Annotated in this window: 21 protein-coding genes; 3 read left to right on the top strand and 18 right to left on the bottom strand. The window is 63.5% G+C overall.

What is annotated here, in order from left to right; translation table 11 throughout:
- Positions 1-122 precede the first annotated feature (122 nt).
- Together AAFG13_RS12170 and asnB (AAFG13_RS12175) are read right to left on the bottom strand one after the other, a co-directional pair.
- Positions 123-1,340 carry a glycosyltransferase family 4 protein gene (locus AAFG13_RS12170; RefSeq protein ID WP_342712126.1) on the bottom strand — a complete coding sequence of 406 codons (1,218 nt, stop codon included), beginning with the start codon at positions 1,338-1,340 and terminating at the stop codon, positions 123-125.
- A gap of 76 nt (positions 1,341-1,416) precedes the next feature.
- Entirely contained in the window at positions 1,417-3,231 is a 1,815-nt protein-coding gene (asnB, locus tag AAFG13_RS12175) for an asparagine synthase (glutamine-hydrolyzing) (RefSeq protein ID WP_342712127.1), read from the bottom strand.
- 297 nt (positions 3,232-3,528) lie between these two features.
- On the opposite strand from asnB (AAFG13_RS12175), the gene AAFG13_RS12180 reads away from it, so the two are divergent.
- Together AAFG13_RS12180 and AAFG13_RS12185 are read left to right on the top strand one after the other, a co-directional pair.
- Positions 3,529-4,833 (top strand): glycosyltransferase, encoded by a 1,305-nt coding sequence (locus AAFG13_RS12180; RefSeq protein ID WP_342712128.1) that lies wholly within the window; start codon positions 3,529-3,531, stop codon positions 4,831-4,833.
- Positions 4,834-4,878: 45 nt separating this feature from the next.
- Positions 4,879-6,027: a hypothetical protein gene (locus AAFG13_RS12185; RefSeq protein WP_342712129.1), complete on the top strand. Its 1,149-nt coding sequence runs from the start codon at positions 4,879-4,881 to the stop codon at positions 6,025-6,027.
- 219 nt (positions 6,028-6,246) lie between these two features.
- On the opposite strand, the gene AAFG13_RS12190 is transcribed toward AAFG13_RS12185, so the two are convergent.
- The 8 genes from AAFG13_RS12190 to AAFG13_RS12225 form a co-directional block, all read right to left on the bottom strand.
- Entirely contained in the window at positions 6,247-7,494 is a 1,248-nt protein-coding gene (locus AAFG13_RS12190; RefSeq protein WP_342712131.1) for a glycosyltransferase family 1 protein, read from the bottom strand.
- Positions 7,428-8,363, bottom strand: a complete 936-nt coding sequence (locus AAFG13_RS12195) for an NAD(P)-dependent oxidoreductase (RefSeq protein WP_342712132.1) — start codon at positions 8,361-8,363, stop codon at positions 7,428-7,430. The genes AAFG13_RS12190 and AAFG13_RS12195 overlap by 67 nt, the downstream gene beginning before the upstream one ends.
- A 3-nt stretch (positions 8,364-8,366) precedes the next feature.
- Positions 8,367-9,218, bottom strand: coding sequence for a methyltransferase domain-containing protein (locus AAFG13_RS12200; RefSeq protein ID WP_342712133.1), 852 nt, complete (start codon positions 9,216-9,218; stop codon positions 8,367-8,369).
- Positions 9,208-9,777, bottom strand: coding sequence for an acyltransferase (locus AAFG13_RS12205; RefSeq protein WP_342712134.1), 570 nt, complete (start codon positions 9,775-9,777; stop codon positions 9,208-9,210). The genes AAFG13_RS12200 and AAFG13_RS12205 overlap by 11 nt, the downstream gene beginning before the upstream one ends.
- Entirely contained in the window at positions 9,774-10,613 is an 840-nt protein-coding gene (locus AAFG13_RS12210) for a methyltransferase domain-containing protein (protein ID WP_212310196.1), read from the bottom strand. Before AAFG13_RS12210 ends, AAFG13_RS12205 begins: the two co-directional genes overlap by 4 nt.
- A 148-nt stretch (positions 10,614-10,761) precedes the next feature.
- Positions 10,762-11,859, bottom strand: coding sequence for a glycosyltransferase (locus tag AAFG13_RS12215; RefSeq protein WP_342712135.1), 1,098 nt, complete (start codon positions 11,857-11,859; stop codon positions 10,762-10,764).
- Positions 11,860-11,862: 3 nt separating this feature from the next.
- Positions 11,863-13,701 (bottom strand): asparagine synthase (glutamine-hydrolyzing), encoded by a 1,839-nt coding sequence (gene asnB / locus AAFG13_RS12220; RefSeq protein WP_342712136.1) that lies wholly within the window; start codon positions 13,699-13,701, stop codon positions 11,863-11,865.
- 2 nt (positions 13,702-13,703) lie between these two features.
- Entirely contained in the window at positions 13,704-15,257 is a 1,554-nt protein-coding gene (locus AAFG13_RS12225; RefSeq protein ID WP_342712137.1) for an oligosaccharide flippase family protein, read from the bottom strand.
- Positions 15,258-15,563: 306 nt separating this feature from the next.
- On the opposite strand from AAFG13_RS12225, the gene AAFG13_RS12230 reads away from it, so the two are divergent.
- On the top strand, positions 15,564-16,757 hold the full coding sequence (locus tag AAFG13_RS12230; protein ID WP_342712138.1) for a CoA transferase: 1,194 nt from the start codon (positions 15,564-15,566) through the stop codon (positions 16,755-16,757).
- A gap of 69 nt (positions 16,758-16,826) precedes the next feature.
- Here the strand turns inward: AAFG13_RS12230 and AAFG13_RS12235 are convergent, their stop codons facing one another.
- The 8 genes from AAFG13_RS12235 to AAFG13_RS12270 form a co-directional block, all read right to left on the bottom strand.
- Positions 16,827-18,338: a tripartite tricarboxylate transporter permease gene (locus AAFG13_RS12235; RefSeq protein WP_212310201.1), complete on the bottom strand. Its 1,512-nt coding sequence runs from the start codon at positions 18,336-18,338 to the stop codon at positions 16,827-16,829.
- Between the two features lie 23 nt (positions 18,339-18,361).
- Entirely contained in the window at positions 18,362-18,904 is a 543-nt protein-coding gene (locus AAFG13_RS12240) for a tripartite tricarboxylate transporter TctB family protein (RefSeq protein ID WP_342712139.1), read from the bottom strand.
- 76 nt (positions 18,905-18,980) lie between these two features.
- On the bottom strand, positions 18,981-20,081 hold the full coding sequence (mtnA, locus tag AAFG13_RS12245) for an S-methyl-5-thioribose-1-phosphate isomerase (protein ID WP_342712140.1): 1,101 nt from the start codon (positions 20,079-20,081) through the stop codon (positions 18,981-18,983).
- Positions 20,078-20,953 (bottom strand): S-methyl-5'-thioadenosine phosphorylase, encoded by an 876-nt coding sequence (locus AAFG13_RS12250; protein WP_342712141.1) that lies wholly within the window; start codon positions 20,951-20,953, stop codon positions 20,078-20,080. The genes mtnA and AAFG13_RS12250 overlap by 4 nt, the downstream gene beginning before the upstream one ends.
- A gap of 250 nt (positions 20,954-21,203) precedes the next feature.
- Positions 21,204-22,190, bottom strand: coding sequence for a tripartite tricarboxylate transporter substrate-binding protein (locus AAFG13_RS12255; RefSeq protein WP_342712142.1), 987 nt, complete (start codon positions 22,188-22,190; stop codon positions 21,204-21,206).
- A gap of 321 nt (positions 22,191-22,511) precedes the next feature.
- Positions 22,512-23,309: an enoyl-CoA hydratase/isomerase family protein gene (locus AAFG13_RS12260; protein ID WP_342712143.1), complete on the bottom strand. Its 798-nt coding sequence runs from the start codon at positions 23,307-23,309 to the stop codon at positions 22,512-22,514.
- 46 nt (positions 23,310-23,355) lie between these two features.
- Positions 23,356-24,552 (bottom strand): aminotransferase class V-fold PLP-dependent enzyme, encoded by a 1,197-nt coding sequence (locus tag AAFG13_RS12265; protein WP_342712144.1) that lies wholly within the window; start codon positions 24,550-24,552, stop codon positions 23,356-23,358.
- A gap of 129 nt (positions 24,553-24,681) precedes the next feature.
- Positions 24,682-25,965 (bottom strand): MFS transporter, encoded by a 1,284-nt coding sequence (locus AAFG13_RS12270; protein WP_342712145.1) that lies wholly within the window; start codon positions 25,963-25,965, stop codon positions 24,682-24,684.
- Between the last annotated feature and the right edge of the window lie 8 nt (positions 25,966-25,973).

Raw genomic sequence — 25,973 nt, forward strand, 5'->3', positions numbered from 1 at the left:
CTGGAGAGGCTGATAGCGCGTTCACCGGATGAACGTCAAGCGAATTCGTTCACGCGATGAACATTACAAATCATTGATAACAAAGGAATTTACCTAGGACCCATGTGTCGCTACAGCCACACCTAGGCCGAATCCCCGGCCTCGGCCAGGTACCGCGCGGCCAGCGCCGAATAGCTGTACCGCTGCGCGATGGCGACGCGTTCGGCCCGCGATCGCGCCGGACCGTCCAGCGCCGCGCGCAGGGACGCGGCGAGTGCGCCGGGGTCGTCCGGCGCGCATCGCGCAGTCACCAAATCCTCGAGCTCGGCGAGCGCCTGCGCTTCGCAGGCAATGACGCTGCGCGGCGCGAACAGACAGTAGTCGAACAGCTTGTTGGGGCTGATACCGTGGTGGTAGAGCGCGTTCTTGTGGAAGGCGACGACCGCGCAATCGGACGCGTGCAGCATGCCATGCACGATCGACCGATCGACTTCGTCGTGAAACTCCACGTTGGCAAGCCCCGCCGCCCGCTGCTTCAGTTCGGCGAGCGAGGTGCCTGAACCGATCAGAACGAAATTGATCTCGGGGCTTGTGCTGCCGAGGACGGTAGCGGCGTCGAGAACGACCTCCACTGCGTTTGGCGGTCCCATGCCGCCGGCATAGAGGACAACCCGCCTGCCCTGCTGCTTCAGCTGATTGATACGGTCTATCAACGGATGACCGAGAGTTTCGATCGTCAGCGCGCTCTGGATCTCGCCGTCGGACACCCCGTTGGGTATCCAGATGAACTTGCCGGCGCTCAAGCCACGCGCCCGCATATGGGCTTCCGCACCGGCCAAAAGACAGATCACGCGATCCGCGGCGCGATAGGCGGACCGCTCCTTCCAGCCGAGCAACCTCACGAGGGGGTGCCAGGTCGGGGTCATTCCAAGCGCCACGATGCTCTCCGGCCAGAGGTCACGAACCTCCAGCCAGAACCTGGCACCGAAGCGCTGCGCGATCTGACGTGCCGCCGAAATGAAGAACAGATGCGGGCTGGACGCGATCATCAGATCCGGCTCGCCGAATTGCGCGGCGATCGCAGATGTCGCCGAGCGAAAGGCCGGCGCAAAGCTCAGATTGTTGCGAAGCCGCCCCAAATTGCCGCCGTCATAGCGCGGGGTGTCGAGGAACCAGAAGTCGACACCGTTGATCCGCTGCGGCCCCGGAGCGCGCGGCTCCCGGTGCAGGTGATGGAAGCCGGCGCTGACCACCACGACCCGATGTCCCATCTTTCCCCAGGCATCTGCGAGCCAAAACGGACGCCAGTGACGGCCAAGGCCCGGCCCGCCTGCGAACGGATGCAATAGCCAGATGTTCATCGGACCGCCCGGAAAGCAGCGGCCGACAAGCCCGCGGTTATCGACGGCGACGATGACATCCAGGAATCATTAGGCCTCATGGCGCTTCGACCCGAAAGCGCTCACCCCAGAGCGCAACGCAATAAAGCCTCCAGCGCATTCCGAGATCGAGCCGGTGAAATTTCCTCTTGAGCTTCGGCATGTCGACATAGCGGGCCAGGAGTTCGCTTGCGATCACCTTGTCATACATCGCGGCGGAGTGTCGCGTGAGCCAGATCCGGTCGGGAGCAGCAAAACCGATCTTGTCCCTCCGCCATGTGATGCTGGCCGGCAGCAGATCGCTCATGGCTGCGCGAAGCGGCCATTTTGCCCATCCCTTGTTCAGCTTGATGCGTGTGGGAAGCGCCAAAGCAAACTCGACGAAGCGATAGTCGAGGAATGGAAGTCGCGTTTCGATGCCGAACCGCATCGAGTTCTTGTCCTCGAAACGCAGCAGCATCGGCAAATTGGTCTCGGTAATCTCCAGCACTTGCATGGCCTGCGCATCCCTCGTCTTCGACGCAAAGCGGCGAAGCGGCTCCGGCAAGTCGGGATTTCGCAGGAAAGTGTAACGCAAGCGATAATAGGCAGCGCGCAGCCCTGCCGAACCGGCACCGAACAAATACATCAGCAACCGCCGGCGCGAAATACCCGCCCGCGTGGCGGCGCCGAAGGCGGACAGGAATCCACGGACGCCACCGCTGCGAAGATGGTCGAGCAGCCAGGCCGCATAGTAGCGATGGTACCCCAGCAACGTTTCGTCACCGCCCTGACCATCGAGCAGCACGATGACGCCATTCGATCGCGCGGCCTTCATCACCGCATACTGCATCATGATCGAAGGACCTGCGAACGGCTCCTCCTGGACGTCGAGCAAGGTCTCCGCCGTCGATGCAAAGTCCTGATAGGTCGGCTTGGTGCGCAGCCAGTTCAACTCTGCCCGTTCTGCAACCTCCGCCGCGTACGCCTCTTCATTGTTGGACGCCTGCTCGCTCACGGCCGTGATGGCAAAGAAGCGCTCGCTCGAGCCTGGCGCATAGCGCCGCGCGGCCAGCGTCGCGACACTCGAACTGTCCAGCCCACCCGACAGGCAGGTTCCGACCCGAACATCCGAACGCAGCCGCAGACGCGTCGCGTCATCAAGCAGCTCCCGCAACGATTTCGCTGCGCTGCCTTCATCAGACACGGCCAACCCAGGCGCGAGTGAATAGTAGCGCTCGATTTCGACCTGCCCCGTCGACACATCGACGCGCATCCGATGCCCGGGAGGCAATTTCTCGACGCCTTTGAAGAAGGTCCGGCTGGTATGGTCGGTCATGCCGCAAACGAGGAAATCGTTGATCAGATCATCATCCGCGATCGGGCGTTCGATCAGCGGAAGAAGCTGGCGGATCTCCGAGCCGAACGCGAACTGCGTCGCCGTATTGACGTAGTAGAACGGCTTCACGCCGAACCTGTCGCGGGCGCAGAACAGCGTGTTGTCGCGCTCGTCGTGGATCGCAAACGACCACATGCCGTTGAAGCGTTCGAGGCACGCCGCACCCCAGCAAACATAGGCTGTGAGCAGGACCTCGGTATCCGAAGCCGTATGAAAGGTGTATCCGAGCGCCTCGAGCTCCGTGCGGAGCTCGACGTAATTGTAGATCTCGCCGTTGTAGGTGATCCAGATCGGGAGCCGTCTGTCGCGCATCGGCTGTGCGCCGTCATCGGTCAGATCGATGATGGCCAGTCGCCGGTGTCCGATCCCGACGTTCCCGTTGATCCTCACCCCACGCCCATCCGGACCGCGGTGGGCAACGAGATCGGTCATCTGGTCCACTTGGCGGGCATCGACGGGCCCGGTCTTATCTATGAGGCCAAATATGCCGCACACGAAATGCCTATCCAGATTGATTCGATGGCGGAGCTCGGTATAACCGCCGCGTCAGAATATGCGCGCATTTGGAACAAACCGCGGCTGTCTTAACCTGTTCGTGTATTGAACGTCAACGTTCCCGGACCAGTCGAAGCTGTTTTCATACGCGACTGAAACCTGAGATAGCGAGGGCCGGCCGCCAATTCTGCACCGCCTCTCCGGGCCTGCATCGCATGGCCGCTTCGGACCAAACCTGTGCTAGAAGCTGCTGGCTGCTGCTGGCTGATGTTGAGTTGGCATCCATCGGATCCCTGAGTGAGCAAGATCGAACCCATCGGACCGACGTCCCTGACGGAAGCACAGCTTCCCGCCGACGACGTTGCATCTTCCCGGCCGACCCAATCTGCCATCGCGGATTTCGTCACGCGCATGCTTGTTCGCGCGGCGCGGCGCGCCACCGAGAAGCGTCTTGCGAAGGGAAAGGTGCGTACGTTGTGGGCCGCCACCCCGATCCTCACCCTTCCGCTTCTCGCACGCTGCGATCGAATGTTGGGATTTCGCTCCTCGTCGCTGGTGTTCAACACCTACTATGTGACGAGATCATTCGACATCAATCTCATCCTGTTCGAGGGCTTCCTTCGACTGCTGCGCAGCCGAAGAGGCCTCGGCCTGTTTCGTCGCCTGGTTCTGGCGTGGGCCCTGCTGCGCTACGATTTCTTCAACTACTTCTATGACCGCGGCCTGATGCTGAGCGATGGACGTTATGGCATCAACCCTGAGGAACTCGACCTCCTGTTCCAGTCGGGAAAGCGCCTGTATACCTACGCCTACGGCGCCGACGTCCGGGCACGGGAAGCAACACTCGCACTCGGTCATCCGAACCTGTGCGAAGAATGCCCGTCCCCCGGCAAGTTCTGTGTCTGCACGACGGAGATGCACGCCTCATCGATCAACCGCCTCAAGGGCCGTGCGACCGCGCAGATCGCGATGGGGGATATGGTGGCCTATGTGCCCGGCTGCCGGGACATGCACTACTGGCCGATTGACGCCAGCAAGCTCGTCGCGCGGTCGCCAGCCTACAAGGCCGGCGACATGCTGAAAGTGGCACATGCGCCGAACCACGGGCACTTCAAGGGAACCAGGCTCCTGATCGAGGCGATCGATCGGCTGGTGAAGGAGGGAGAGAAGATCGAGCTGGTCTCCGTGCAGGGAGTTCCCAACAAGAAGGTCATCGAGCTTTTCGGCGCCTCGCACGTTGTTGCGGATCAATTCGTCGCAGGCTTTCACGGCTATACGGCCCTGGAGGCGATGGCTATGGCCAAACCCGTTCTTTGCTTTCTGCGTGACGACCGAATGATGATCGATCCGGCAACCTGCCCGATCATCAACACGCGTCCCGACGAAATCTATGATGTGCTGAAGCGATGCTTGAAGGGTGGGTATGACCTGAACGATATCGGCAAGGCGGGGCGCCGCTATGTAGAGGCCCATTACAGCTTGCAAGCGGTCGCAGCGAGGCTCGGAAGGCTCTATTGTGAAACTGCCGATCTGCCTGAGGATCTGCGGGCAAGCTTGACGAGGCATGTCAGCAAGTTCGAGAGCGATGATCATGCCTCGTAGCCCTGTGCGGCCTTCGCGCCCGTCAGCGGATCTGAATACGCGCACATGAGAATCCTGCACGGACCAGTCAATGTCGGAAATCAGCCCTGGGTGCTGTCCCGCGCCGAGCGGCAGCTGGGAGCATCCAGCGACGTGGTCGTTCGCAACGACACGTGGCTCGGATACTCGGCAGACCGGATGCTGTCGGCAAAGGATGCCGGATTTTTTGAGACGGCCATTCGCAGCGCGGCGTTCGGTCTGAAGAACCAGTGGCATTACGATGTTCTTCACTACTATTTTGGACAGACCTTTCTGTCGCCGGGTTTCCCCCTCTCCGCGCCGGGGTCAGTGCTCTCCCGGCCATCGCTGCTAACGGACATCATCAACAGACTGGCGACCGCAGACCTGCACGCCGCCCGCCTGTTCAACAAGAAGCTGTTCATGACCCTGCAGGGTTGTGATGTCCGGCTGGCGAACGAGGGAAACAAGCGAAACGAATGGACGATGTGCGCCCCGCAACACTGCGAGCTGTATCAAAGATGCACGGACGCTCTCGACCATCGGCGGCACTTTCTGATCGAAAAGGTTCTGCCGCTATTCGATCGAGTCTTCTATCTGAATCCGGAACTCGGACACGTCGTACCGAACGGCCAGTTCCTCCCATATTCAAACGTCGAGATCGAGAAGTTCGACGTTGTGCCGCCTTCCGAACAGGGGCGGCTCAAGATCGTTCATGCCCCGACCGCCGGACGGATCAAGGGTACACCGATGATCCTGAAGGCCCTCGAACAATTGCGGTTACGGTACGACTTCGACCTCATCCTTGTCGAAAAGACGAGCCACGAGCAGGCGCTGGAGATTTATCGGTCGGCCGATCTCGCAATCGACCAGGTGCTGGCAGGCTGGTACGGGGGATTCGCGGTCGAGATGATGGCGATGGGAAAGCCGGCCGCATGCTACATCCGGGAAGAAGATATGATGTTCGTTCCGGACGCGATCAGGCGCGAACTGCCTGTCTACCGGCTGAACCCGGGAGACCTTGCAGAGAGCATTGCCGCGGTTCTTGATCGCCGTTCCGAGTGGTCCATGCGCGGCCAAGCGTCGCGACTTTATGTCGAACGATGGCACAACCCGAAGTCGATCGCCAAAGCGATGCTGGATGCCTATCAAGGCCCCGATAGCAGCTTCGAACTGATCCCGAACAAGACGATGTGATCAGAGGTTTGAGCTGGCCCACCCAGCCTGCACACGGACGGCAAGACCTGGGCCTAAGCCTCAATCAAGGCCAGACTGCAATCGCGGCACGACCGCGATAGTTGTGGGCGAAAGGCAGACCGGCCTGACCGCTTCACGCGACCTGCAACCGGACATCAGAGATCTCCGCCTCGGGTTCTCCCGCTGTGGAGATCTTGACCAGTGCCGCTCGGCCTTCTTCTATTTTGCGACGGGTTCACCAGCATTCTGACGAGCGGCCTGCCACACGGTTCTTGAAAAGCTTGCCGCAAACGCCCTCACATTGTCATCCTGGTGCAGGACAACATTTCTAACCACGAGCCCGCGAGCCTCCTGTGAGGCTTGCATCAGATGATCCGCCAGCGCGACCGGATCATCGACGCCGAAATAGCGCGCAGCGCCGGCGGTCTGTTCCCGGTGCACGTCGATGTCGGACAGGATCATCGGAACGCCGAACGACTTCGCCTCCTCGACCGTCGTGCTCCAACCCTCGAAGCGCGACGGGTTGATCAGGGCGGTGGAAGCCCGCAACAGCGCGTAGACATGCGGCAACGGGATCACGCCGAGGTGACGAAAGTGCGTATCGAGGCCGCGCTTCCGGATCTCGGAGTTGACCAGGTCATAGTAGCCCGGCTCACGCCGGTCTTCCGTGCTGCCGGATGCACAGACAACGACCTCGATCCCACGACGCTTCAGGATCGCCAGGGCGTCGACGACAAGCCGATGGTTCTTGTGGCGATAGAACTGATTGGGCAGATAGAAGTAGTTCGTCGGCAGATTGTACGCTGCGATGACCTCTGATGGGCTGATGTCCAGGAATGCGGCCGGTGGCTGGGTCGCGAAGCGAACGACGCTGACCCGGTTGCTGGCGTTTGGGTAGTAGGCCCTGAAATCGCGGAAGGCGCTCTCGCTGCTCAGCATGATGGTCCGCCCTGACGCGATCTGAACGCGAAAGCCAATCTCGCGGCGCCAGCGCGCCGTCCGCGGAAACAGCTGAGGCAGAGAATGGTGCTGCAGATCCGGAATCCACGCCACTGCAGGGATCGCCAGCCGCCAACCAAAGAAGCGCGCGGATTCAACCACAACATCTACATGCGCGGAGCGAAACGCCGCCGCGGCGCCGCGGTCCAGACCAAGCGCGAGTGCCGCAGCGAGACCCGGCTGCCCGTCGAACACCTCCGATCGGACGATCTCGACGCCCGGTATCGCATCAAGTTCCGCGAGTTCACTCTCGTCGGCCCGCGTCCCGGCAAAGACGACCGGGGCGAACTCGCCGGGCAAAAACCGATCGAGCGCCGCGAACAGATTGCGCTGATAATTGTAGCCGCCGGCCCAAATCCGTCGCGAGATGTGATTGAACGCGAACCGCAATGGGCGGGGCGTCACGAAGCCTGCCCCTTGAACCAGGCCACGTAATCGGCGAGGCCCTGATCGAGCGGAATGCGCCAATCGAAGCCGATCTGGCGCAGCATCGCAGCATCGGCCAACAGGCTCATGGGATCACCGGGGCGGCTGACACCTGAGTGCCGCACGACCGTCTTGCTGCCCCACTGTCCGATGAGACCGGCGGCGATGTCGGCAACGCTCGTCCCCCGGCCCGAACCGCCATTGATGACCCGGAAGGCGGTCTCCTGTGACGACGACGTTTCCGCGACGCTTGCAAGCAGCCTCGCGACGTCGCGAACGTCGGTCCAGTCACGTATCTCGTTGCCGGTCCCACCGAGCGTGAGCACCTGCTCCTTGGCGTTGAGCCGCGAGCAGATGTCCCAAAGCAATTGTTTGCGCAGGTTGGGCCCATACACAGAGAACAGCCGCACGACCGTGCAACGCAACCCGAACGACCGCGCGTAACTCGCGCACAATTGCTCCATCATCAGCTTATGCTGCCCATAGGGCGACATCGGAGTTACGATCGCGCTTTCAGCGATCGGGCCGAAATGATCGGCGCCATAGACGGCCGCACTCGACGCAGCGATCACCGCGCAGTCCGGCGCGGATCCGCGCAGCCATTCGAGCAGCCGCGCCGTGCTCGCGACAGTGCGCGAAAAATCCTCGAACGGCCGTTCGATCGAGACGCCGACGGACGATCCGCCGGCCAGATGAAAGACACGCGTCGGCAGCCCGTGCGCAGCCGCAAGCGCGTTGAGATTCGCCGCATCGATCTCGCCGTTGATCCAGCTCTGCAAGCCGAGCCGCCGGGCTTCCGTTGCGTCAAGCGCGCCGTGTCCAATGCCATGCACCGCGTGATCCGCTCCCGCCAACGCATGTGCGAGATGGCGGCCGATGAACCCGTTCGCGCCTGTAACCCAGACGATCATCGCTCAAGCCTTGTGACAGACAAAGGAGTAGAGCCGTCCCGGTCGATGATCGAAACGTTCGGCCATCGACAGCAGCGAGCCGAACAGCCGGGGTGAGGCAAGCGCAGTTCGCCATAGCGGAGCAACCGGAATCTTTTGCGACAATTTGGCCACGATCGCGGCTTTCAGGGTCTCCGACGTATAGGGAAACAGGTTGATCGGGCTTTGCAGCGGCGCCAGCGTGTCGACCGCGGAAAACCCGGCCTTGGTCAGCGCGCCGGTGTAGCGATCGAGCAGGAAGGCATGTTCGCCGCCGTAAAGATGATGCAGCGGATGCTGCGCCAGGAACTGCGAAAGGTCCGCCTCCTTGCTGATGACATGCTCGCGCGCCGCGATCAGCATGCCGCCGGGCCGGAGTACGCGAAACATCTCCCGGCACGCCCCCTCGAGATCGCGCGTATGGTGCAGCACAGCGCGGGCGAAGACGAGATCGAACGTCGCATCGGCGAACGGCAGCCGCTCGGAAAACTCTTCGACCACCTGGATCGGAAGTTGCGTCTGTTGCGCCAGGCCGCGGATCGCCGCCCCTCCCACGATCGCGCTCGAGTCCGGTTCGAGCGCCGTGACGGCAAAGCCGGTTCGGGCGAGCGCGTAGCTCGCGATGCCGCGACCGGCGCCAACGTCAAGCGCGGTACCTGACCGGCCGGCGAGCAACGCGGCGACCGCTTGCCACTCGGAGCTCTGGAAATAGCGCTCGGCAGCGCCAACCAGCGGATCGTCGTAGAACGCGTCGAGCACGAGCTGGCGCTGGTCCGGCTGATTGCGCAGCCAGACCACCGCATCCTCCCAGGTGGTAAACTTGCGCTCACCGTTCATCGGGGCCAAGCTCCCTTACCAGCACGGCCGGATTGCCCGCCACGATCGAAAACGGCGCGACATCCCGGGTCACGACCGCGCCGGCCGCGACGATGGCGCCCTGGCCAACCGTCACACCGCGCAAGACCATTGCGCCCGCGCCGACCCAGGCGTCATCGCAGATCTTCACCGGGCTCTCGTCAAGCGAGATATCGCTCGGATGTCCGCGCGTGAAAATCTGCTGGACCTGCCGGTGCCGCTCCGTCGCCCGGAGCGGATGCGTGAGATTGTCGAAAACATTCGCCGAATGCGAGATCAGAACGCGGTTGCCGATCTCGATCGAGGCCGCCGACCAGATCCGGGTGCCCTCGCCGACGTAGCACCACTCGCCGATCTTGATCTCCCCACCATGCGCGAAGGTCAGGAGCTCGCCCAGGATGCGGCTATTGTGGCCGACGACGATCCTGTCGGAATCGCCACGGATGTTTCTGATCCTGGCATAGCGGCCGAGCGCCGCGTCTGGCTGCAAGCGGCACGTCGCGCGACCGAGCAGACGCTGGATCAGATAATCGAGATTCATGCCGTCAACTGCAGGCACGCGACGGCGCGCGACGACGCCGCAAGGTCGTTGCCTTGCCCCTTGCCGGTGTGGATGTCGAAAACGGTGGCGTCGGCGAGCGCCTCGGCGCTCTGGCGCGACCAGCCTTGTCGCGAATAGCCGAAATAGTCGACATGGTGAGACACCGCGCCGAATGCCTCGATGATCCGCTCGATCATGGCAAGATCGAACACCTGATACCAACCGAGATTCTCGCGTTTGCCGAACGGCACCGAGATCAGGCAGGTGCCGCCGGGCTTGAGAATGCGCTTGAACTCCTGCACCGCCGGAACAAAGCCGTCCCGATCGGTCTCCGCGTCGCGCGGATCGCCCGTGTAAAGCATCTGATTATCGAGGCCGATGTGCTCGATCGTCGAAATGCTTGCGACGGTGTCGAAGACCTGATCGCCGAACATCGTCTTCCGGAGATCGCCGAACACATAGGAGTAACCGTCGTGCCAATAGCACCGCCGCTCCGGTGCCAGCGTCATGATGGTGAGGTCCGCGCCGCGCAACGGCGGACGCTGCAGCAAGAAGTCGTGGTTGAAGGTCGATCCAGCGTCCAGCATCTTGCCGACATTGTTCAATCGGCCATAGACCCAAGGATATTCCACCACGCGCTCGTCCATGGCGACGCCGTAACCCGGTGGAAGCTCCTTTCCTGCCTGAAGCAAGCCGGCGTCGATGGCCGCAGTAATCGTGTCGCGCTTGACCGTCTGATAGCCCGGCCCGAACGGCCGCGGCCGCAACCTGAACAGCGGCACGGCAAGCCCGTCGGCCACCCATTTCAGTTGATGGATCAAGTCACTTGCAGACATCATCTCGGCCCGATCGCCCGCCCGCTGGCCGGCACTGTGCACCGTCTAGAGCCTTTTTCGTTCCGATGGAATCGGAACGGGGCTCCAGATTCTCGTTTCGGCGCATTTTCTTTACGCGAAACGGCATCCACGTCGCTCGAAAAGCCCTCTAGCACGGCTCAATCCGCGCCACGAGATCGGTAAACTGGGCCCATTGCGAGGCCTTGCTGTAGGTCTGCCGCACGCGGCTTCGGCCGGATGCGGCGATCGCCGCCCATTGCGGCCAATCCTGCAGGCTGCCCGAAATCGCCTCGGCTGCCCTTTCGGGAGCGTCGTAGGTGCGCATCGTGACGCCGTCCTGCATCGCCTCCGGATAGTTGCCGGAATCCGACACGAGCAGCGACCCGCAGCCCATCGCCTCGAAGCAGCGCATGTTGCCGCGGTCGTTGCCGGCCATGTCGATTGCGCCGTTGAGCACGATCTTGGCGGATCCGAACAGCTCGTAGAGGTCCCTGCCGAACAGCGGCAGCCGGGCTATTCGCGCGATGACGTCGGGCCGCCGATGCTTTTGCAACGGCAGCAACCGGCCGACCGCGCTTTCGGCAAGGCGTGTCAGCCGCGATGCATCGAGGCAGAACACGATGTTGCGATCGGCGGCCAGAGCCGCGACCTGTTCGAGCGTCCTGCCGCGCGCGCTGTGATGCCGCGAATATCCACCGACAAACGCCACATCGATCGGCCGTTCGCCGTGGCCATACTGCTCCATGACAGGATCAATCGCGGGAAAGAACAGCTCCGCCCGGCAGCCTTTGCTACGCCACGCCTCCAGGATCGACGGGAAGTTTCCAAGCACCGCGCCGTAGGCGGTCAGGTCGGCATTGCCGGAGGGCGCCGCGCGCCAGCACAATGTCTTCTTCACACAGCCCGGAAGCCTGGCGATGAACGCACTCGGATAGCGTACCGGATCGAGATTGTAGAACACGTCGGTCCTGTGATGCTCGATCTGCGCGAGCAGAATGGCGTCGAGCGTCGGCGTCCCCTTCATGCCCTGCTCACGCGCCCACTGGCGCTGCAGCACTTCGTCGTCGCCATTGGTGAAGAAGGCTTCAGGCGCACCGTCGAGCACGGGCTCGAGAAAATGTGCCGCGCCGAAGCGATCGTGCAGGAACACGTCGCGGCGTGCCGCGAAGGTTGACGCTTTTGCCGCAAGCTGGTTCAGCCGCGGCAGATAAGACGGATAGAGACCGCTGTTCTGGAACAGGCGCATTGGTTATACGGACCTTGCCAACATCCATTTCATGTTCAGGTATGGCCAGATCCGGCCGACGGATTCCCAATCCCAGCTCTGCGATGCCGTCAAGTGGTCGACCGTCTTTCGAAGCGGTGCTTCGTCGACGAACTCGGCAAACGCCGGGACATTGCGATTGAGCAGCTCATTGGTCCAGCCCGCCAGCGGCCCGTTCAGCCATTCCGGCATCGGCGAGTTGAAGCCGACCTTGCGGCGCGCGGTGCGGATGCTTTCGGGCATCAGGTTCGCCATCGCCTGACGCGCGACCACCTTGGTCATGCCGTCGGCCGATTTGCTGGTTTCCGGCAGCGCCATCGTGTAGGTCACCAGCCGCCAGTCCATGAACGGCATGCGCACCTCGATCCCGTGCGCCATCGAGAGCCGGTCGAAATTGCGCAGAATGGTCGGCAGCGTGGTCGAGTGGAACATGCGATAGAGACGCCGGTTCAGCGCTCCCCACGCGTTAGGCAGTTCGTCATCCTCGGCGACCAGCGGCAGCGCCGCCGGCATCGCGGTCAGGCCTCCCCGCAGGAAATAGTGCCCCTGGCGCCTGATCATCTGCGCCCGCAGCAAGTCGATGCCGCGCTGCGCCAGCTGCGATCGTGACGCGAGCGCGGCGGCGGCATTGCGGATCCGAAATGCGGTCGACTGCCCCTCCTGCAGGTAGGCGCCCATCAATTCGTCCGCTCCGTGGCCGTCAAGCGACACGGTGACGTTCTGGCGCCGGAGTTCGCGATAGATCAGCCACGGCGCGCTCGGCAGCCCGATATAGACGTCGTCGTTGTCGTCAAGGATCCGATCAAGGTCAGTGAGCGCATCGGCGCGCCCGATCTCGAGAAAGCTCGGCGCCACATCGGCCCACGCGGCCGCTTCCTCCGCCATCGGCCGCTCGTCGTTGCTGGCGCCGGGAAAGGTCGCGACAAAGGCGTGCCGCCAGGCGGTCGAGTCGCGCGGTCCGATACCGGCCTTCTCATGGGTTGCCATCGCGCAGATCACCGCAGACGAATCGAAGCCGCCGGACAGGCAGGTCCCGATCGGAACGTCGCTGCGCATGCGCAGGGCGACGGAATCCTGAAACAGGTCGCGAAAGCGCGCGACGCGTTCGGATTCAGTATCAGGGATCGCGGGCAGATGATCCACGGTCCGCCACCAGCGGCGCACATGCACGCGCCCCTGGCGCAACCACATGCAGTGCCCGCCCTGCAGACGACGCAGTTGCGCGAACAGGGTGCGCTCGCTGCCTTCGATCCCGAACGGGTCAAGCAACAGCCGCCGCGCCACGTCGACATCGAGCGACGTCTCGACCAGCCCGCTCCGCGCGAGCGCCCGCTGCTCGGACGCGAACACGAACCGTTCGGATGACAACGCGTACAGCATCGGCTTGATGCCGAACCGATCGCGCGCAAGGAACAGATCATCCGTGACGGTGTCGTAGATCGCCAGCGCCCACATGCCGTTGAAGCGCAGCAGCATGTCCTCGCCCCACGCCCGCCATGCGGCAAGGATCACCTCGGTGTCGGACTGGCTGCGGAAGACCGCGCCCTTCGCCTCGAGCTCGCGGCGCAATTCGAGGAAGTTGTAGATCTCGCCGTTGTAGACGATCACATGGCGGCCATCGCCTGATGCCATCGGCTGATAGCCGCCCTCGCCGGGATCGATGATGGCAAGCCGGCGATGGCCGAAGGCGACGTTTCGCTTCGCGTTGAACCAGGTGCCCTCGCCGAACGGACCACGATGCGCGATCAGACTCGTGAGCCGCGAGATGTCGGCTGGGTCCACAGGGCCGCCGCGCAGATTGACGATGCCTGCGATACCACACATGTCTAGGCGGCCTTGAGGGGCAAGAAGCGAGTGATGATGACGCGGAGATCCCGCCAGCAGACGGCGCGATAGGGACCAAGCTGCGACACAGCGACGGCGGCGACAAAGATCGCCGCCGCCGACACGCCGTAGAGCGACACTACATACCACCATGACGGCGCGTGGTCGAACGACACATGGCCAAGCTGCGCGCGCAGCACCAGCGCAACGGCGATGCCCGTGCCGAGCGGAATCAAGACGAAATGCAGCATCCGTGACCACATGGCCGAGAGCTTGAAGGTTCGCCGCAGCAGCAGCACCGTGACGACCATCTGGGCAACCATCCCGACGCAGGAGCTCCAGCCGGCCGCCTGCCAGCCGAAATACGGCAGCGCAATGGCGCTGGTCGCCAGCGTGAAGATGCCGGTGACGAGCGAGATCAACGCGTTGAAGCTGGAGCGTCCCTGCGACAGCAGATAGAACGCGAACACGTTGGCGCTCGACCCCAAGATCCCGCTGATCGCAAGCACCACCAGCACCAGCTGCGCCTCGGCGGCGACCTCGGCGCCGGTCCATCGATACAGCAGCGCCCCGGCAACCGGGATCAGGCCACCAAGCGCGCTCGCGGCAAGCACGTTGAGAATCCAGGACGAGCGAAGCAGCAGGTCGACCTTGCGATCGTCATCTTCTTTCTGCAGCGTGCTGAAGAATGGGAACAAGATCTCGCCGATCTTCAACACACCGATATAGACCGCCTCCTCCAGCCGCTGCGCGACGCTGTAGAAGCCGACGAATTGCGGCTGCAGCAGCGCGCCGAGCAGGTAGCGGTCCGCCTGGCCGGCAAACAGCGCGCCGCTTTGCGCCGCGACCTGCCAGCCGCCAAGTTTCACGAGTGCACGCAGCGCGCTGCGATCGAGTGCGGGCCGTGCCAGCCAGTCGCTGACGGCATGCCGCGACCAGGCGAAGGCCATTGCGAAATTCGTCGCGAAGCCCAGGGCCTGACAGCCGAGGAAGGTCGAGGCGCGCGGCGCGTGTGGGATCAGCAGCAGCATCGACATCGTCGTCACCACCGTGCCGGCGATGCTGATCGACGCGATCCGCCGGTAATCCTGGCGCGCCGTGAACAGCGAGAGGAAGACCGCAAACAGGCACTGGAACAGCCAACCGGTACCGGCCAATGCAAAGGCAAGCCCGAGGTCGTCGGACGCCGGACCACCCAGGTGAAATCCCAATCGCGCGAGCGGCGGTCCGGCAAGGATGAGCAATGCTGCGATCAGGCACCCCACGGCGATGGCGAGCGCAAGGGCGGTCGAGAAGAAACGCCGTGCCTCGCCGCGATCGGACGGCTCCAACCGTTGCGCGAGTTCGCGCGCCGTCGAGAGGCCAAGCGCATTGCTGAACATCAGGGCAGGCGCGACGCAGGCAGTCACCAGGCCCGCAACACCGAAGGCGGCTAGGCCGAGCCGGAAGATCACGAATGGCAGAATCGCGAGATTGAGCAGCACCGCGACCGCGAACGCCGTCGCGTTCCACGCCGAATTGCCGAGCAGATGGGATGGACCCTTTTTCACCGCCATGCCCGCTTTCGGTCCATCGCCTTGATGCGCCTCAAGTGCCTCTTCCATAAGGGCAAAAACTCACTCGGATGGCGACGGGCTAGCAGCCGGCGCAGTGATTGTCGAGGGTTGGCGGATGGCGGGGCCTGTAAGCAGGTGTGGGGAAACCTGAAAGACAGCCGTGGCGGAGGCCGATCTGCACGGAACCATGCCTGTTTGTTTCCAGCCCAGTTTGTTGCCCGGGTAACAGTTGGAAAGGTCAGCCAAATTGTCTATGGCAGATAGGCAGTAGCCCCCAGAGCGGCCCGCCAAACAAGAGGTGTCTCAATGCCCTTTCCCCGCGCATCCCAAGCCCTGTCCCGGTTCACCGTGCTGGATTTGACCCGGGTCCGGTCGGGGCCGACCTGCGTGCGCCAGCTCGCCGACTGGGGTGCCAACGTCATCAAGATCGATGCGCTGCTGGAGGACGGCGGCGGCGAGCAGCCGGGCGGCCCCCGCGGCGGGTCGGATTTCCAGAACCTGCATCGCAACAAGCGCGCCATGACGCTGAACCTGAAAGACCCCAAGGGGCTCGAAGTGTTCAAGCGGCTGGCCGAACAGGCCGACGTCATCGTCGAGAACTTTCGGCCGGACGTGAAGGCCAAGCTCGGCATCGACTATGAGAGCGTGCGCAAGATCAATCCGCGGATCGTCTATGGCAGCATCTCCGGCTTCGGCCAGGACGGCCCCTATCACAAGCGCCCGGGCTTCGACCAGATCGCGCAGGGCATGGGCGGCCTGATGTCGGTGACCGGCGCGCCCGGCGGCGGCCCGATGCGGGTCGGCATTCCCGTGGCCGACCTCACCGCAGGGCTGTTCTGCGCGATCGGCATCCTCACCGCCCTCCTCGAGCGCGACGTGTCCGGCGAAGGCCAATGGGTGCAGACCTCGCTGCTGCAGGCGCAGATCTTCATGCTGGATTTCCAGGCGGCGCGCTGGCTGATGGAAAAGGAAGTCGCCAAGCAGGCCGGCAACAACCATCCGACCTCGATCCCGACCGGCGTGTTCAAGACCACCGACGGCTACATCAACATCGCCACCACGGGCGGGCGGATCTGGGAGCGCTGCGCCCAGGCGATCGGCGCGCCCGAGCTGGTCACCGACCCCGACTACGCGACCGCACCGGCGCGCTCGAAGAACCGCGACGCGCTGAATGCACGAATCAACGCGCTGACGGAAAAGAAATCCACCGAGACCTGGGTGCAGGAGCTGAACGCCGCCGGCGTGCCGTGCGGGCCGATCTACTCGATCGACCAGATGTTCGAGGATGCCCAAGTCAAGCATCTCGGCATGGCCCAGCACGTCCCCAATGACGAGAACCGGCACATCCAGCTGGTCAGCCAGCCCGTGACGCTGTCGCGGACGCCGAGCAAGATGGCAGCGCGGCCGCCGGAATTCGGCGAGCAGACCGAGGAAGTGCTGGCCGAGTTCGGCTTCGGCCAGGACGAGATCGCCGAGCTGCGCCAGCGCAAGGTCGTCTAGAGATTCCAGTCTTGACGCGTTTTCTTCACGCGAACCGGTATCCACTTCGCTTGAAAACGCTATAAGGCCTCACGCCTTTGCCGGCCGCACCAGACGTGCGACGCCGGCAAAGGCCCGATCGATCACCGGCCAGAACAGCAGCACGATCGCCAATGTCGTGATGGTGCCGACCAGGCCGTTCGACCAGAACACCTTCATGTCGCCGCCAGAGCCGATCATCGAGAGCCGGAACGCGTCCTCGGCGCGGCTGCCGAGCACCAATGCCAGCGTGAATGGCGCAAGCGGGATGCCGATCTTCTTGAAGATGTAGCCGACGACGCCGAAGCCCAGCATCAGCCAGATATCGAACATCGCATTCTGGATCGCGTAGGCGCCGATCGCGCAGGACACCACGATCATCGGGGCTACGGCCGCGAACGGCACCCGCAGGATCGAGGCGAAGATCGGCACGGTGGTCAGCACCAGCACGAGGCCGACGACGTTGCCGAGATACATCGAGGCGATCAGGCCCCAGACGAAATCCTTGTGCTCGACGAACAGCAGCGGCCCGGGGTTGAGGCCCCACACCATCAGGCCGCCAAGCAGGATCGCCGCGGTCCCCGAACCGGGAATGCCGAGTGCGAGCATCGGCAACAAGGCCGCGGTACCCGAGGCGTGGGCCGCGGTCTCCGGCGCGAACACGCCCTCGATACGGCCCTTGCCGAAACTTTCCGGATCCTTGGCGAAGCGCTTGGCGAGGTTGTAGCCCATGAAGGACGCCGCGATCGCACCGCCCGGCGTGATCCCGAGCCAGCAGCCGATCACCGACGAGCGCAGCAGCGTCACCCAGTATTTCGGCAGGTCCTTCCACACCGAGAGCACGACGCGCAGGCTGATACTGGCGGCGTGCCCGCGCAGCGCCAGGCGCTCCTCCATCGTGAGCAGGATCTCGCTGATGCCGAACAGGCCGATGACAGCAACGAGGAAGTTGATGCCGCGCAGCAGCTCGGCGGAACCAAACGTCATGCGCAGCTGCCCGGACACCGTATCCATGCCGACGCCGGCAAGCAGCAGCCCGAGCGACATCGAGATCACCGTCTTGTGCTTGGCCTCGCGGCCGAGGCCGACGAAAGAGCAGAACGTCAGCAAATAGACGGCGAAGAATTCCGGCGGACCAAATTTCAGCGCGAACGACGAGATCATCGGCGCCAGGAAGGTGATCAGCAGCACCGCGACCAGCGAGCCGATGAAGGACGATGTGAACGCCGCGGTCAGCGCTTCGGCCGCCCTGCCCTGCTGCGCCATCGGATAGCCGTCGAACGTGGTCGCGACCGACCAGGCTTCGCCGGGGATGTTGAACAGGATCGAGGTGATGGCGCCGCCGAACAGCGCGCCCCAATAGATGCACGACAGCATCACGATGGCGGATGTCGGATCCATCGTGAAGGTCAGCGGCAGCAGGATCGCGACGCCGTTGGGGCCGCCCAGTCCGGGCAGCACACCGACGAAGATGCCGAGCACGAGCCCGACCATCATCAACAGCAGCGTCTTCCAGGTCAGCAGGACGGCAAAGCCGTGCAGCAGGAGACCGAAGGCTTCCATGTCTCGAAATCCTGTCGGTTAGCTCAGTAGCCGAAGGCCGCTTCGAGCGGCCCCTTCGGCATGATGACGTCGAATGCGATGTCGAAGGTCACGAACATCGCGGCGGTGAAGATGAAGGCGGTTAAGAGCGACTTCCACAGCGCGATCTTACCGACCAGTCGCATGAAGCCCGCGATCAGGAGAAAGCTCGCGACATAGAGGCCGAGATATTGGGTGGCGAGGCAGAACAGGAATGTGGGCACGAACACCGCCATCACCCGGCGAAACTGAGCGCGGGTGACAAAGGTCTCGGCCGCTTCCCGGCGCGAGACGAAGGCAGCGCCCAGACCATAGAGGCTGGCGGCGCCGAGAATCACTGAGAGATAGAACGGAAAATAGCCGGGCTGCGGCCCGGTCGAATCCCATGATGCGCCGGTGCGCCAATTGTCCCAGCCGAGCACCAAGGCGAGCGCAAGCAGCAGCAGCGAGACGACGACGTCGACGACACCGGTAGAGACGACGGCGGGCGAATTCTCTTCAGGCGCGGTCGGATCGTCGACGACAATCTCAAGTTCGGTATTGGACATGGACTGGACGGTCTGCGTTGCGAGGGCAACGACTGGGATAGCGTGCTGAACCAATCACCGTCAATGCAGCCTTCAGCTAACGCCCGGAACGTTCGGGAAATGCGCTCGCAAGCGCAGCACGATTCGCACCGAGGACGCCGCGCTCGGTGATCAATCCCGTCACCAACCTCGCCGGCGTGACGTCGAAGCCGAAATTGGCCACCGAAGAGCCGTCCGGAACCACGCGCACGGTCTCGATCCGTCCATCCGCCGTGCGCCCGGTGAGGTGCGTCACCTCGCTGGCCGCGCGCTGCTCGATCGGAATCTGCCTGACGCCATCATCGATACCAAAATCGATGGTCGGCGACGGCAGCGCAACGTAGAACGGCACGTCGTTGTCATGCGCGGCGAGCGCTTTCAGATAAGTCCCGATCTTGTTGCAGACGTCGCCATTGGCGGCGACGCGGTCGGTCCCGACGATCGCAAGGTCAACCATGCGATGCTGCATCAGATGGCCGCCGGTGTTGTCGGGGATCACGGTGTGCGGCACACCGTGATGACCGAGTTCCCAGGCGGTGAGCGAAGCGCCCTGATTGCGCGGCCGCGTCTCGTCGACCCAGACATGGACCGCAATGCCGCGATCATGCGCCTGGTAGATCGGTGACGTCGCCGTTCCCCAATCGACGGTTGCAAGCCAGCCGGCATTGCAATGCGTCAGGACGTTCACCGGCTCGCCCGGCTGCTTGGTCGCGGCGATTTTTTCGATCAGGCCGAGGCCGTGGCGGCCGATCTCGCGGTTGATCTCGACGTCTTCATCTGCGATCTCGCGGGCGCGCGCATACGCCGCTTCCGCCCGGGCGGACGCGGCGAGCGGTGCGAGCGCGCGCTGCATCTCATCGATCGCCCACTTCAGATTGATCGCGGTCGGCCGGGTCGCGGCCAGCATCTTGCCGGCCCGGTCGAGCGCCGCATCGGAGGAATCGGCGCGCATCGCGAGCGCCATGCCATAGGCTGCGGTGGCGCCGATCAGCGGCGCGCCGCGCACCAGCATCGAGCTGATGGCCTCGCCGGCCTCGTCCGCCGTCTTGATCTTCGCAACGATGAATTCATGCGGCAATCGTCGCTGATCGATCGCACCGACGGACCAGCCGTCGGGCTCCAGCCAGATGCTACGAAAATGGCGTCCGTCGACTTTCATGCGCGCAAGACCCTTCCGGCGACGGCATCGAGCTTCGCAAGCAGCTGCGGATCGCGGGCCGTGGGCGCCGTGATCAGCGCGGTGTCCAGCGCGCGATCCGAACCGATCGGACACGGCTCGTGCTCGCGCGGGAAATCCCGCGCCAGGCGCGCGACCAGCGCCTTGGCCTTCTCGGCGTTCGAATTCAGCACGCGGATGATATCCTGCACCGTCACTGCATCATGCGCCGGATGCCAGCAATCGAAATCAGTGACCATCGCCACGCTGGCGTAGCAGATCTCGGCCTCGCGGGCGAGCTTGGCTTCCGGCATGTTGGTCATGCCGATCACGGAATAGCCCTGCGCCTTGTAGGTCAGGCTTTCGGCGAGCGAGGAGAATTGCGGCCCCTCCATGCAGAGATAAGTGCCGCCGCGCGCGAACGCCATGCGCTCGGCCTCGGCAGCGGCGGCGAGATGCTTGACGAGCAACGGCGATACCGGATGCGCCATCGAGACATGCGCGACGCAGCCTCTGCCGAAGAACGAGCTCTCGCGCTTGTGGGTGCGATCGACGAACTGGTCGACCAGCACAAAGGTGCCCGGCGGCAGCTCTTCCTTGAACGAGCCGCATGCGGACAGCGCGACCAGATCGGTGACCCCTGCCCGCTTCAGCACGTCGATATTGGCGCGATAGTTGATGTCGGACGGCGACAGCGCATGTCCCGGGCCGTGCCGCGGCAAGAACACGATCGGCAATCCCGCCATCTCGCCACGGCGCAGTGGCGCCGACGGTTCGCCCCACGGGCTTGCGATGGCTTCCTCGCGGACGTTTTCCAGGCCCGGCAGATCGTAGATGCCGGATCCGCCGATGATGCCGAGAACGGCTTTGGTCATGATCGCTCCTCACGGTCCCGCAACGGCGACGGAGGGGTGACCCAGCCCGATCGGGCTCGCCGGACGTTCGGCCATACTGCGGCGCAATATCGATGGGGCGGCGATGCGATGCAAGGCGATTTCGAACGGAAGGTAAAGCAATCACGGCGGTCATTCCGGGGCGCCCAAAGGGCGAACCCGGAATCTCGAGATTCCGGGTTCGATGCTTCGCATCGCCCCGGAATGACGGAAGACGTCACAACCGCGACCGCTATTTCGCGACGAAGCCCGCCGCGTTCATGAGCGAGGCATTGAGCTTGTCGTCATCCTCGAGGAACTCGACCATATCCTTGCCGGTGAGGAAGATCGGCTTCAAGGCCTGCTTCTCCATGTAGTCTTTGTATTCCGCCGTCTGCGTCACCTTCTGGAACAGGTCGGCATAGAATGCCTGCTGCTCCTGCGTGACCTTGCCCGGCAGGAACATCGCGCGCAGCATCAGGTACTGCACGTCCAGCCCCTCTTCCTTGCAGGTCGGGATATCGTTCCAGGATTGCGTGTCGGTGACCTTGGTCTTGTAGGAGATGCGCTCCTTGTCGAACACGCAGAGCGCGCGAACCTGTCCGGCGCGCCAGACTTCGAGGTTCTCGCTCGGATTATTGACGTTGGATTCGGTGTGGCCGCCGACCAGCTGGGTCGCGGCCTCGCCGCCGGACTTGTACGGCAGATAGGAGAATTTCGCGCCGGTCTTCTGCTCCATGAACACGGTCAGCACGTGGTCCTCGCGCTTGGAGCCGGTGCCGCCCATCTTGAACGGCGCGCTCGCTGTCTTCGCGGCCGCGATGAAATCCTTCACGGTCTTGGGGCCCGACGCATTGTCCCACAACACGAACTGGTCGAGCGCGATCACCGACACCGGCGTCAGGTCGCGCCAGTTGAAGGGAATCTTGGCCGAGAGCGGCAGCATGTAGATCAGCGAATAGGCGATCAGCACCTTGTTGGGATCGCCCTCGCTGGACTTCATGTACATCAGCGCTTCCGCACCTGATGCGCCGCCCTTCAGCGACACCACCACCGGCTGCTTCATCAGATTGTTCTTCTGGATCGCCGCCTGCATCATCCGCGCCATCTGGTCGGAGGCACCACCGGCGCCTGCCGCAACCACGATCTCGACCGGCTTGCTCGGCTCCCAGCCGGCGAAGGCCGGCGTGCTCAGCAGCAAGGCCGCGATGGCTGCCGTGGTTTTCACAATCTGTCCCACGTGTTTCTTCCCTATCTATTTGTTCGGCTTCGCAAAACCGTCGAGGTGGCGGGTTCGTGTCATTGTGCCGAGAATGCAGGTGAGTTCAAGCCGCCGAACTGCCGCATGACCTATGACTTTGGAATGAGGTGGGTGTCGTTGCTTCGCTCGCATCGACAAACGGTGTCATCGCCCGGCTTGACCGGGCGATCCAGTATTCCAGAGGCAGTCGTTGTTGAAAGGCAGTCGTTATAGAACCGATGGGCCACGGCGTACTGGATCGCCCGGTCAAGCCGGGCGATGACAGATGAGGATGGGGACGCCGTTGCGTCCTCGCAGCCGTTACTTGCCCTTGAAGCTGGGCGCACGCTTGTTGAGGAAAGCGTCCATGCCCTCGCGGAAATCCTCGCTCATATAGGCGCGCAGGATCAGGTCTTCGCCTTCGTCGCGCGACAGCGTGCGGCGGATGCGGCGCACCGCTTCCTTGGTCACCTCTAACGTGATCGGTGCATGGCCGGCGACAAGTTGCGCGGTTTCGGTGGCACGGCGTTGCAGCGTCTCCACGTCGGGGACGACTTCGTTCAACAGCCCGAGCGCCAGCGCTTCGGGCGCCTCGACCAGGCGCGCCTTGAAGATCAGATCCTTGGTCCGCGCCGGACCGATCAGCGAGACCAACCGCGAGATGTTGGACATCGAGAGGCAGTTGCCGAGCGTGCGCGCGATCGGGAAGCCGATCCGCGTCGCCTCGGTACCGATGCGGATATCGCAGCATGCGGCGATGCCGGCGCCGCCGCCGGTGCACGCGCCGGCGATCGCCGCGATGACAGGCACGCGGCACTGTTCGAGCGTTCCCAGCACACGATCGATCCGCGCCTCGTAATCCAGTGCATCCTGGGCGGTCTTGAACGCCCGGAACTGCGAGATGTCGGTGCCCGAGGCGAATGCCTTGTCGCCGGCACCGGTCAGGATCAGCGCCTTGATCGCGTGATCCTGATTGATGTTCTCGCAGATCGAGGCCATCTGCTCGTACATCGCAAAGGTCAGCGCGTTGCGGGCCTGCGGCCGGTTGAACGTGATGCGCGCGATCCCGTCCGCGACGGAGTAGATCAGGTCTTCGGTCGGTGCGACGGGCGCGTTCATGTCTCGCTCTTTCTGTTCTTTGCGATAAGATTTCAGGCCAGCCTACTCAAGCAACGGCTTTCGAGGCCTGCGACGGGTCGCGTCCCTTGAGGACCTCCATCGCCGCCAGCACGCCGCCGCTGCGATGCGGCACCTTGGCCAGATCAAGACCCATCTCGACGCCGGACAGCGTGCCCATCAACATCAAATCGTTGAAGTGGCCGATATGCCCGATCCGGAACACCTTGCCCTTGACCTTGTTGAGGCCGGTGCCGAGCGACATGTCGAAATTCTCGAGCACGACCTTGCGGAAGTGGTCGGCGTCGTGGCCGTCAGGCACGCGCACCGCGGTCAGCGCCGGCGAATGCGCGCCCTGTTCCTGACACTGCGTCTCCAGCCCCCAGACCTTGATGGCGGCACGCGTCGCTTCGCTGTGGCGCTTGTGGCGGGCGAAGACGTTCTCCAGCCCCTCCTCCTCCAGCATCTTCACGGCCTCGCGCAGGCCGAACAGCAGATTGGTGGCGGGCGTATACGGCCAGGTGCCGGCCTTGTTGATGTTGATGACCTCCTGCCAGTCCCAATAGGAGCGCATCCCCGGATTGGCTTTGGCCACCGCCAGCGCCTTGTCCGACACGGCGTTGAAGCCGAGGCCGGGCGGCAGCATCAGCCCCTTCTGGGAGCCGGCGATCGAGACGTCGATGCCCCAGGCATCGTGTTCATATTCGAGCGAGCCGAGGCCCGAGATGGTGTCGACCATCAACAGCGCCGGATGCTTCAAGGTGTCGAGGATCTTGCGGACGTCGCGCGGATAGGTGACGCATGCAGTCGAGGTCTCGTTATGGACCACGCAGACGGCCTTGATCTTGTGCGCCTTGTCGGCGGCAAGCCTCGCCTCGATCTGCTCGAGGTCGGCGCCGTGGCGCCAGTCGCCCGGAATGAAATCGACGTCGAGCTTGAACTTGTCGGCGATGCCATGCCACAGCATCGCGAACTGGCCGGTCTCGCACATCAGGACCTTGTCGCCCGGCTGCAGCGTGTTGACGATCGCGGCCTCCCAGGCGCCGGTCCCCGACGAGGGGTAGATGATCACGGGCTGCTTGGTGCGGAACACACGCTGCATCGCGGAAAGCACGGCAAAGCCGATCTCTGCGAATTCGGCACCGCGATGGTCCATGGTCGGCATGTCCATCGCCCGCAGCACCCGGTCCGGCACGTTGGTCGGTCCCGGAATCTGCAGAAAATGCCTTCCAGTATGCACGGTCATGAGCGTCTTTCCCGGTCTTGCCTTGGTCTTGGTAAGCCGCTCGCATATCACTATTCGCCCGGTTTGTCCTAGGCCCGGCGGGGGGCCGTCATGCATATCTGACGGCGCTCCGCGGAGGCCGGCAGCCGCTCATTCGGCGGCCACCACCTTGCCCGGCACCACCGATTCGTTTGCCTCCTCGAACGGGCGCTCGGGGTGCATCAGGAACGCCGAGAAACCACCGAGCAGCAGCAGCCCCATCGACATCAGGAACGGCAGGTACCAGTTCCCGGTGGCGTCGATGACGAAGCCGGCAACCAGCGGCGAGACGATCGCCGCAAACGCCGAGCCGCTGTTCATGAGCCCGGCCGCGGTGCCGGAATATTTCGGCGCGATATCCATCGGGATCGACCACATCGGGCCGATCACGAGCTCGGCACAGAAGAAACCGGCCGACAGGCAGAGCGCGACCACCGTGATGTCGTGAACGAACAGGATCGGCATCAGCGAGAGCAGCGCGCCAGCGAAACCCACGACAGTAACGCTAAGTCGCGCCAGCCGCACATTGCCGGTGCGTTCGAGGATGCGGTCGGAGATGACGCCGCCGACGCTGTCGCCGACGACGCCGGCAAAAAACACGCCGGATGCGAACAGCGCCGAGTTCTTCAGATCGAGGCTGTAGTTGTTCTTGAAGAACAGCGGCAGCCAGTTGAGGTAGAGCCACAGGCACCAGCCGTAGCAGAAGTACGTCAACGTCACCGGCCACATCCGCTGCAACAGCGGGCCCCACGGCACCTTCGGCCGCTCGCCTTGCGGCCGCGGCGGCAACGTCGCAAGCTCGGCCGCCGTGATGGAGCCATGGTCGCCCGGCTGGTTGCGGAAGTACCAGACCCACACAACACCCCAGATCAGACTGACAATGCCGAGCACCACGAAGGCGCCGCGCCATGTCAGCCACAGGATCAGGAGCGCGACCACCGGCGGGGTCACCGCGTTGCCGAGCCGTGCAAAGGCGTGCGTCAGGCCTTGCGCGAAGCCGCGGCGGTTCGCGGGCGTCCAGTACTGCATCGCACGCGTCGCGGTCGGGAACGTCGCGCCTTCGCCGAACCCCAGCGCGAAGCGCGCGACGAACAGCGCGGCGAGACCATGGACAAAGCCGGTCATGATGGTCGCCGCAGCCCAGATCATGCCGCACCAGAACAAGGTCTTGCGCGGCCCGAAACGATCGCCGACCCAGCCGCCGATCACCTGGAACAGCAGATACGGATAGGCGAAGGCCGAGAACACCAGGCCAAGCTCGGTGTTGGACAGACCGAGCTCCTTCTGGATCTCGCTGGCCGCGGTGCCGATGTTGACGCGGTCGACATAGGTGATGAAATACATCACGCAGAGCATGGCCAACACGACATGGGTGGCCTTGAACCGAAGCCTCATATCCTTCC

The sequence above is a fragment of the Bradyrhizobium sp. B124 genome (assembly GCF_038967635.1).
Taxonomy (GTDB): Bacteria; Pseudomonadota; Alphaproteobacteria; order Rhizobiales; family Xanthobacteraceae; genus Bradyrhizobium.

Excerpts from the sequence above, each read along its gene's own strand:
- AAFG13_RS12170 (WP_342712126.1), bottom strand. The coding sequence starts at position 1,340 with ATGAACATCTGGCTATTGCATCCGTTCGCAGGCGGGCCGGGCCTTGGC.
- AAFG13_RS12185 (WP_342712129.1), top strand. The coding sequence starts at position 4,879 with ATGAGAATCCTGCACGGACCAGTCAATGTCGGAAATCAGCCCTGGGTG.
- AAFG13_RS12195 (WP_342712132.1), bottom strand. The coding sequence starts at position 8,363 with ATGATCGTCTGGGTTACAGGCGCGAACGGGTTCATCGGCCGCCATCTC.
- AAFG13_RS12200 (WP_342712133.1), bottom strand. The coding sequence starts at position 9,218 with ATGAACGGTGAGCGCAAGTTTACCACCTGGGAGGATGCGGTGGTCTGG.
- AAFG13_RS12205 (WP_342712134.1), bottom strand. The coding sequence starts at position 9,777 with ATGAATCTCGATTATCTGATCCAGCGTCTGCTCGGTCGCGCGACGTGC.
- AAFG13_RS12210 (WP_212310196.1), bottom strand. The coding sequence starts at position 10,613 with ATGTCTGCAAGTGACTTGATCCATCAACTGAAATGGGTGGCCGACGGG.
- AAFG13_RS12215 (WP_342712135.1), bottom strand. The coding sequence starts at position 11,859 with ATGCGCCTGTTCCAGAACAGCGGTCTCTATCCGTCTTATCTGCCGCGG.
- asnB (WP_342712136.1), bottom strand. The coding sequence starts at position 13,701 with ATGTGTGGTATCGCAGGCATCGTCAATCTGCGCGGCGGCCCTGTGGAC.
- AAFG13_RS12225 (WP_342712137.1), bottom strand. The coding sequence starts at position 15,257 with ATGGCGGTGAAAAAGGGTCCATCCCATCTGCTCGGCAATTCGGCGTGG.
- AAFG13_RS12230 (WP_342712138.1), top strand. The coding sequence starts at position 15,564 with ATGCCCTTTCCCCGCGCATCCCAAGCCCTGTCCCGGTTCACCGTGCTG.
- AAFG13_RS12235 (WP_212310201.1), bottom strand. The coding sequence starts at position 18,338 with ATGGAAGCCTTCGGTCTCCTGCTGCACGGCTTTGCCGTCCTGCTGACC.
- AAFG13_RS12240 (WP_342712139.1), bottom strand. The coding sequence starts at position 18,904 with ATGTCCAATACCGAACTTGAGATTGTCGTCGACGATCCGACCGCGCCT.
- mtnA (WP_342712140.1), bottom strand. The coding sequence starts at position 20,081 with ATGAAAGTCGACGGACGCCATTTTCGTAGCATCTGGCTGGAGCCCGAC.
- AAFG13_RS12250 (WP_342712141.1), bottom strand. The coding sequence starts at position 20,953 with ATGACCAAAGCCGTTCTCGGCATCATCGGCGGATCCGGCATCTACGAT.
- AAFG13_RS12260 (WP_342712143.1), bottom strand. The coding sequence starts at position 23,309 with ATGAACGCGCCCGTCGCACCGACCGAAGACCTGATCTACTCCGTCGCG.
- AAFG13_RS12265 (WP_342712144.1), bottom strand. The coding sequence starts at position 24,552 with ATGACCGTGCATACTGGAAGGCATTTTCTGCAGATTCCGGGACCGACC.
- AAFG13_RS12270 (WP_342712145.1), bottom strand. The coding sequence starts at position 25,965 with ATGAGGCTTCGGTTCAAGGCCACCCATGTCGTGTTGGCCATGCTCTGC.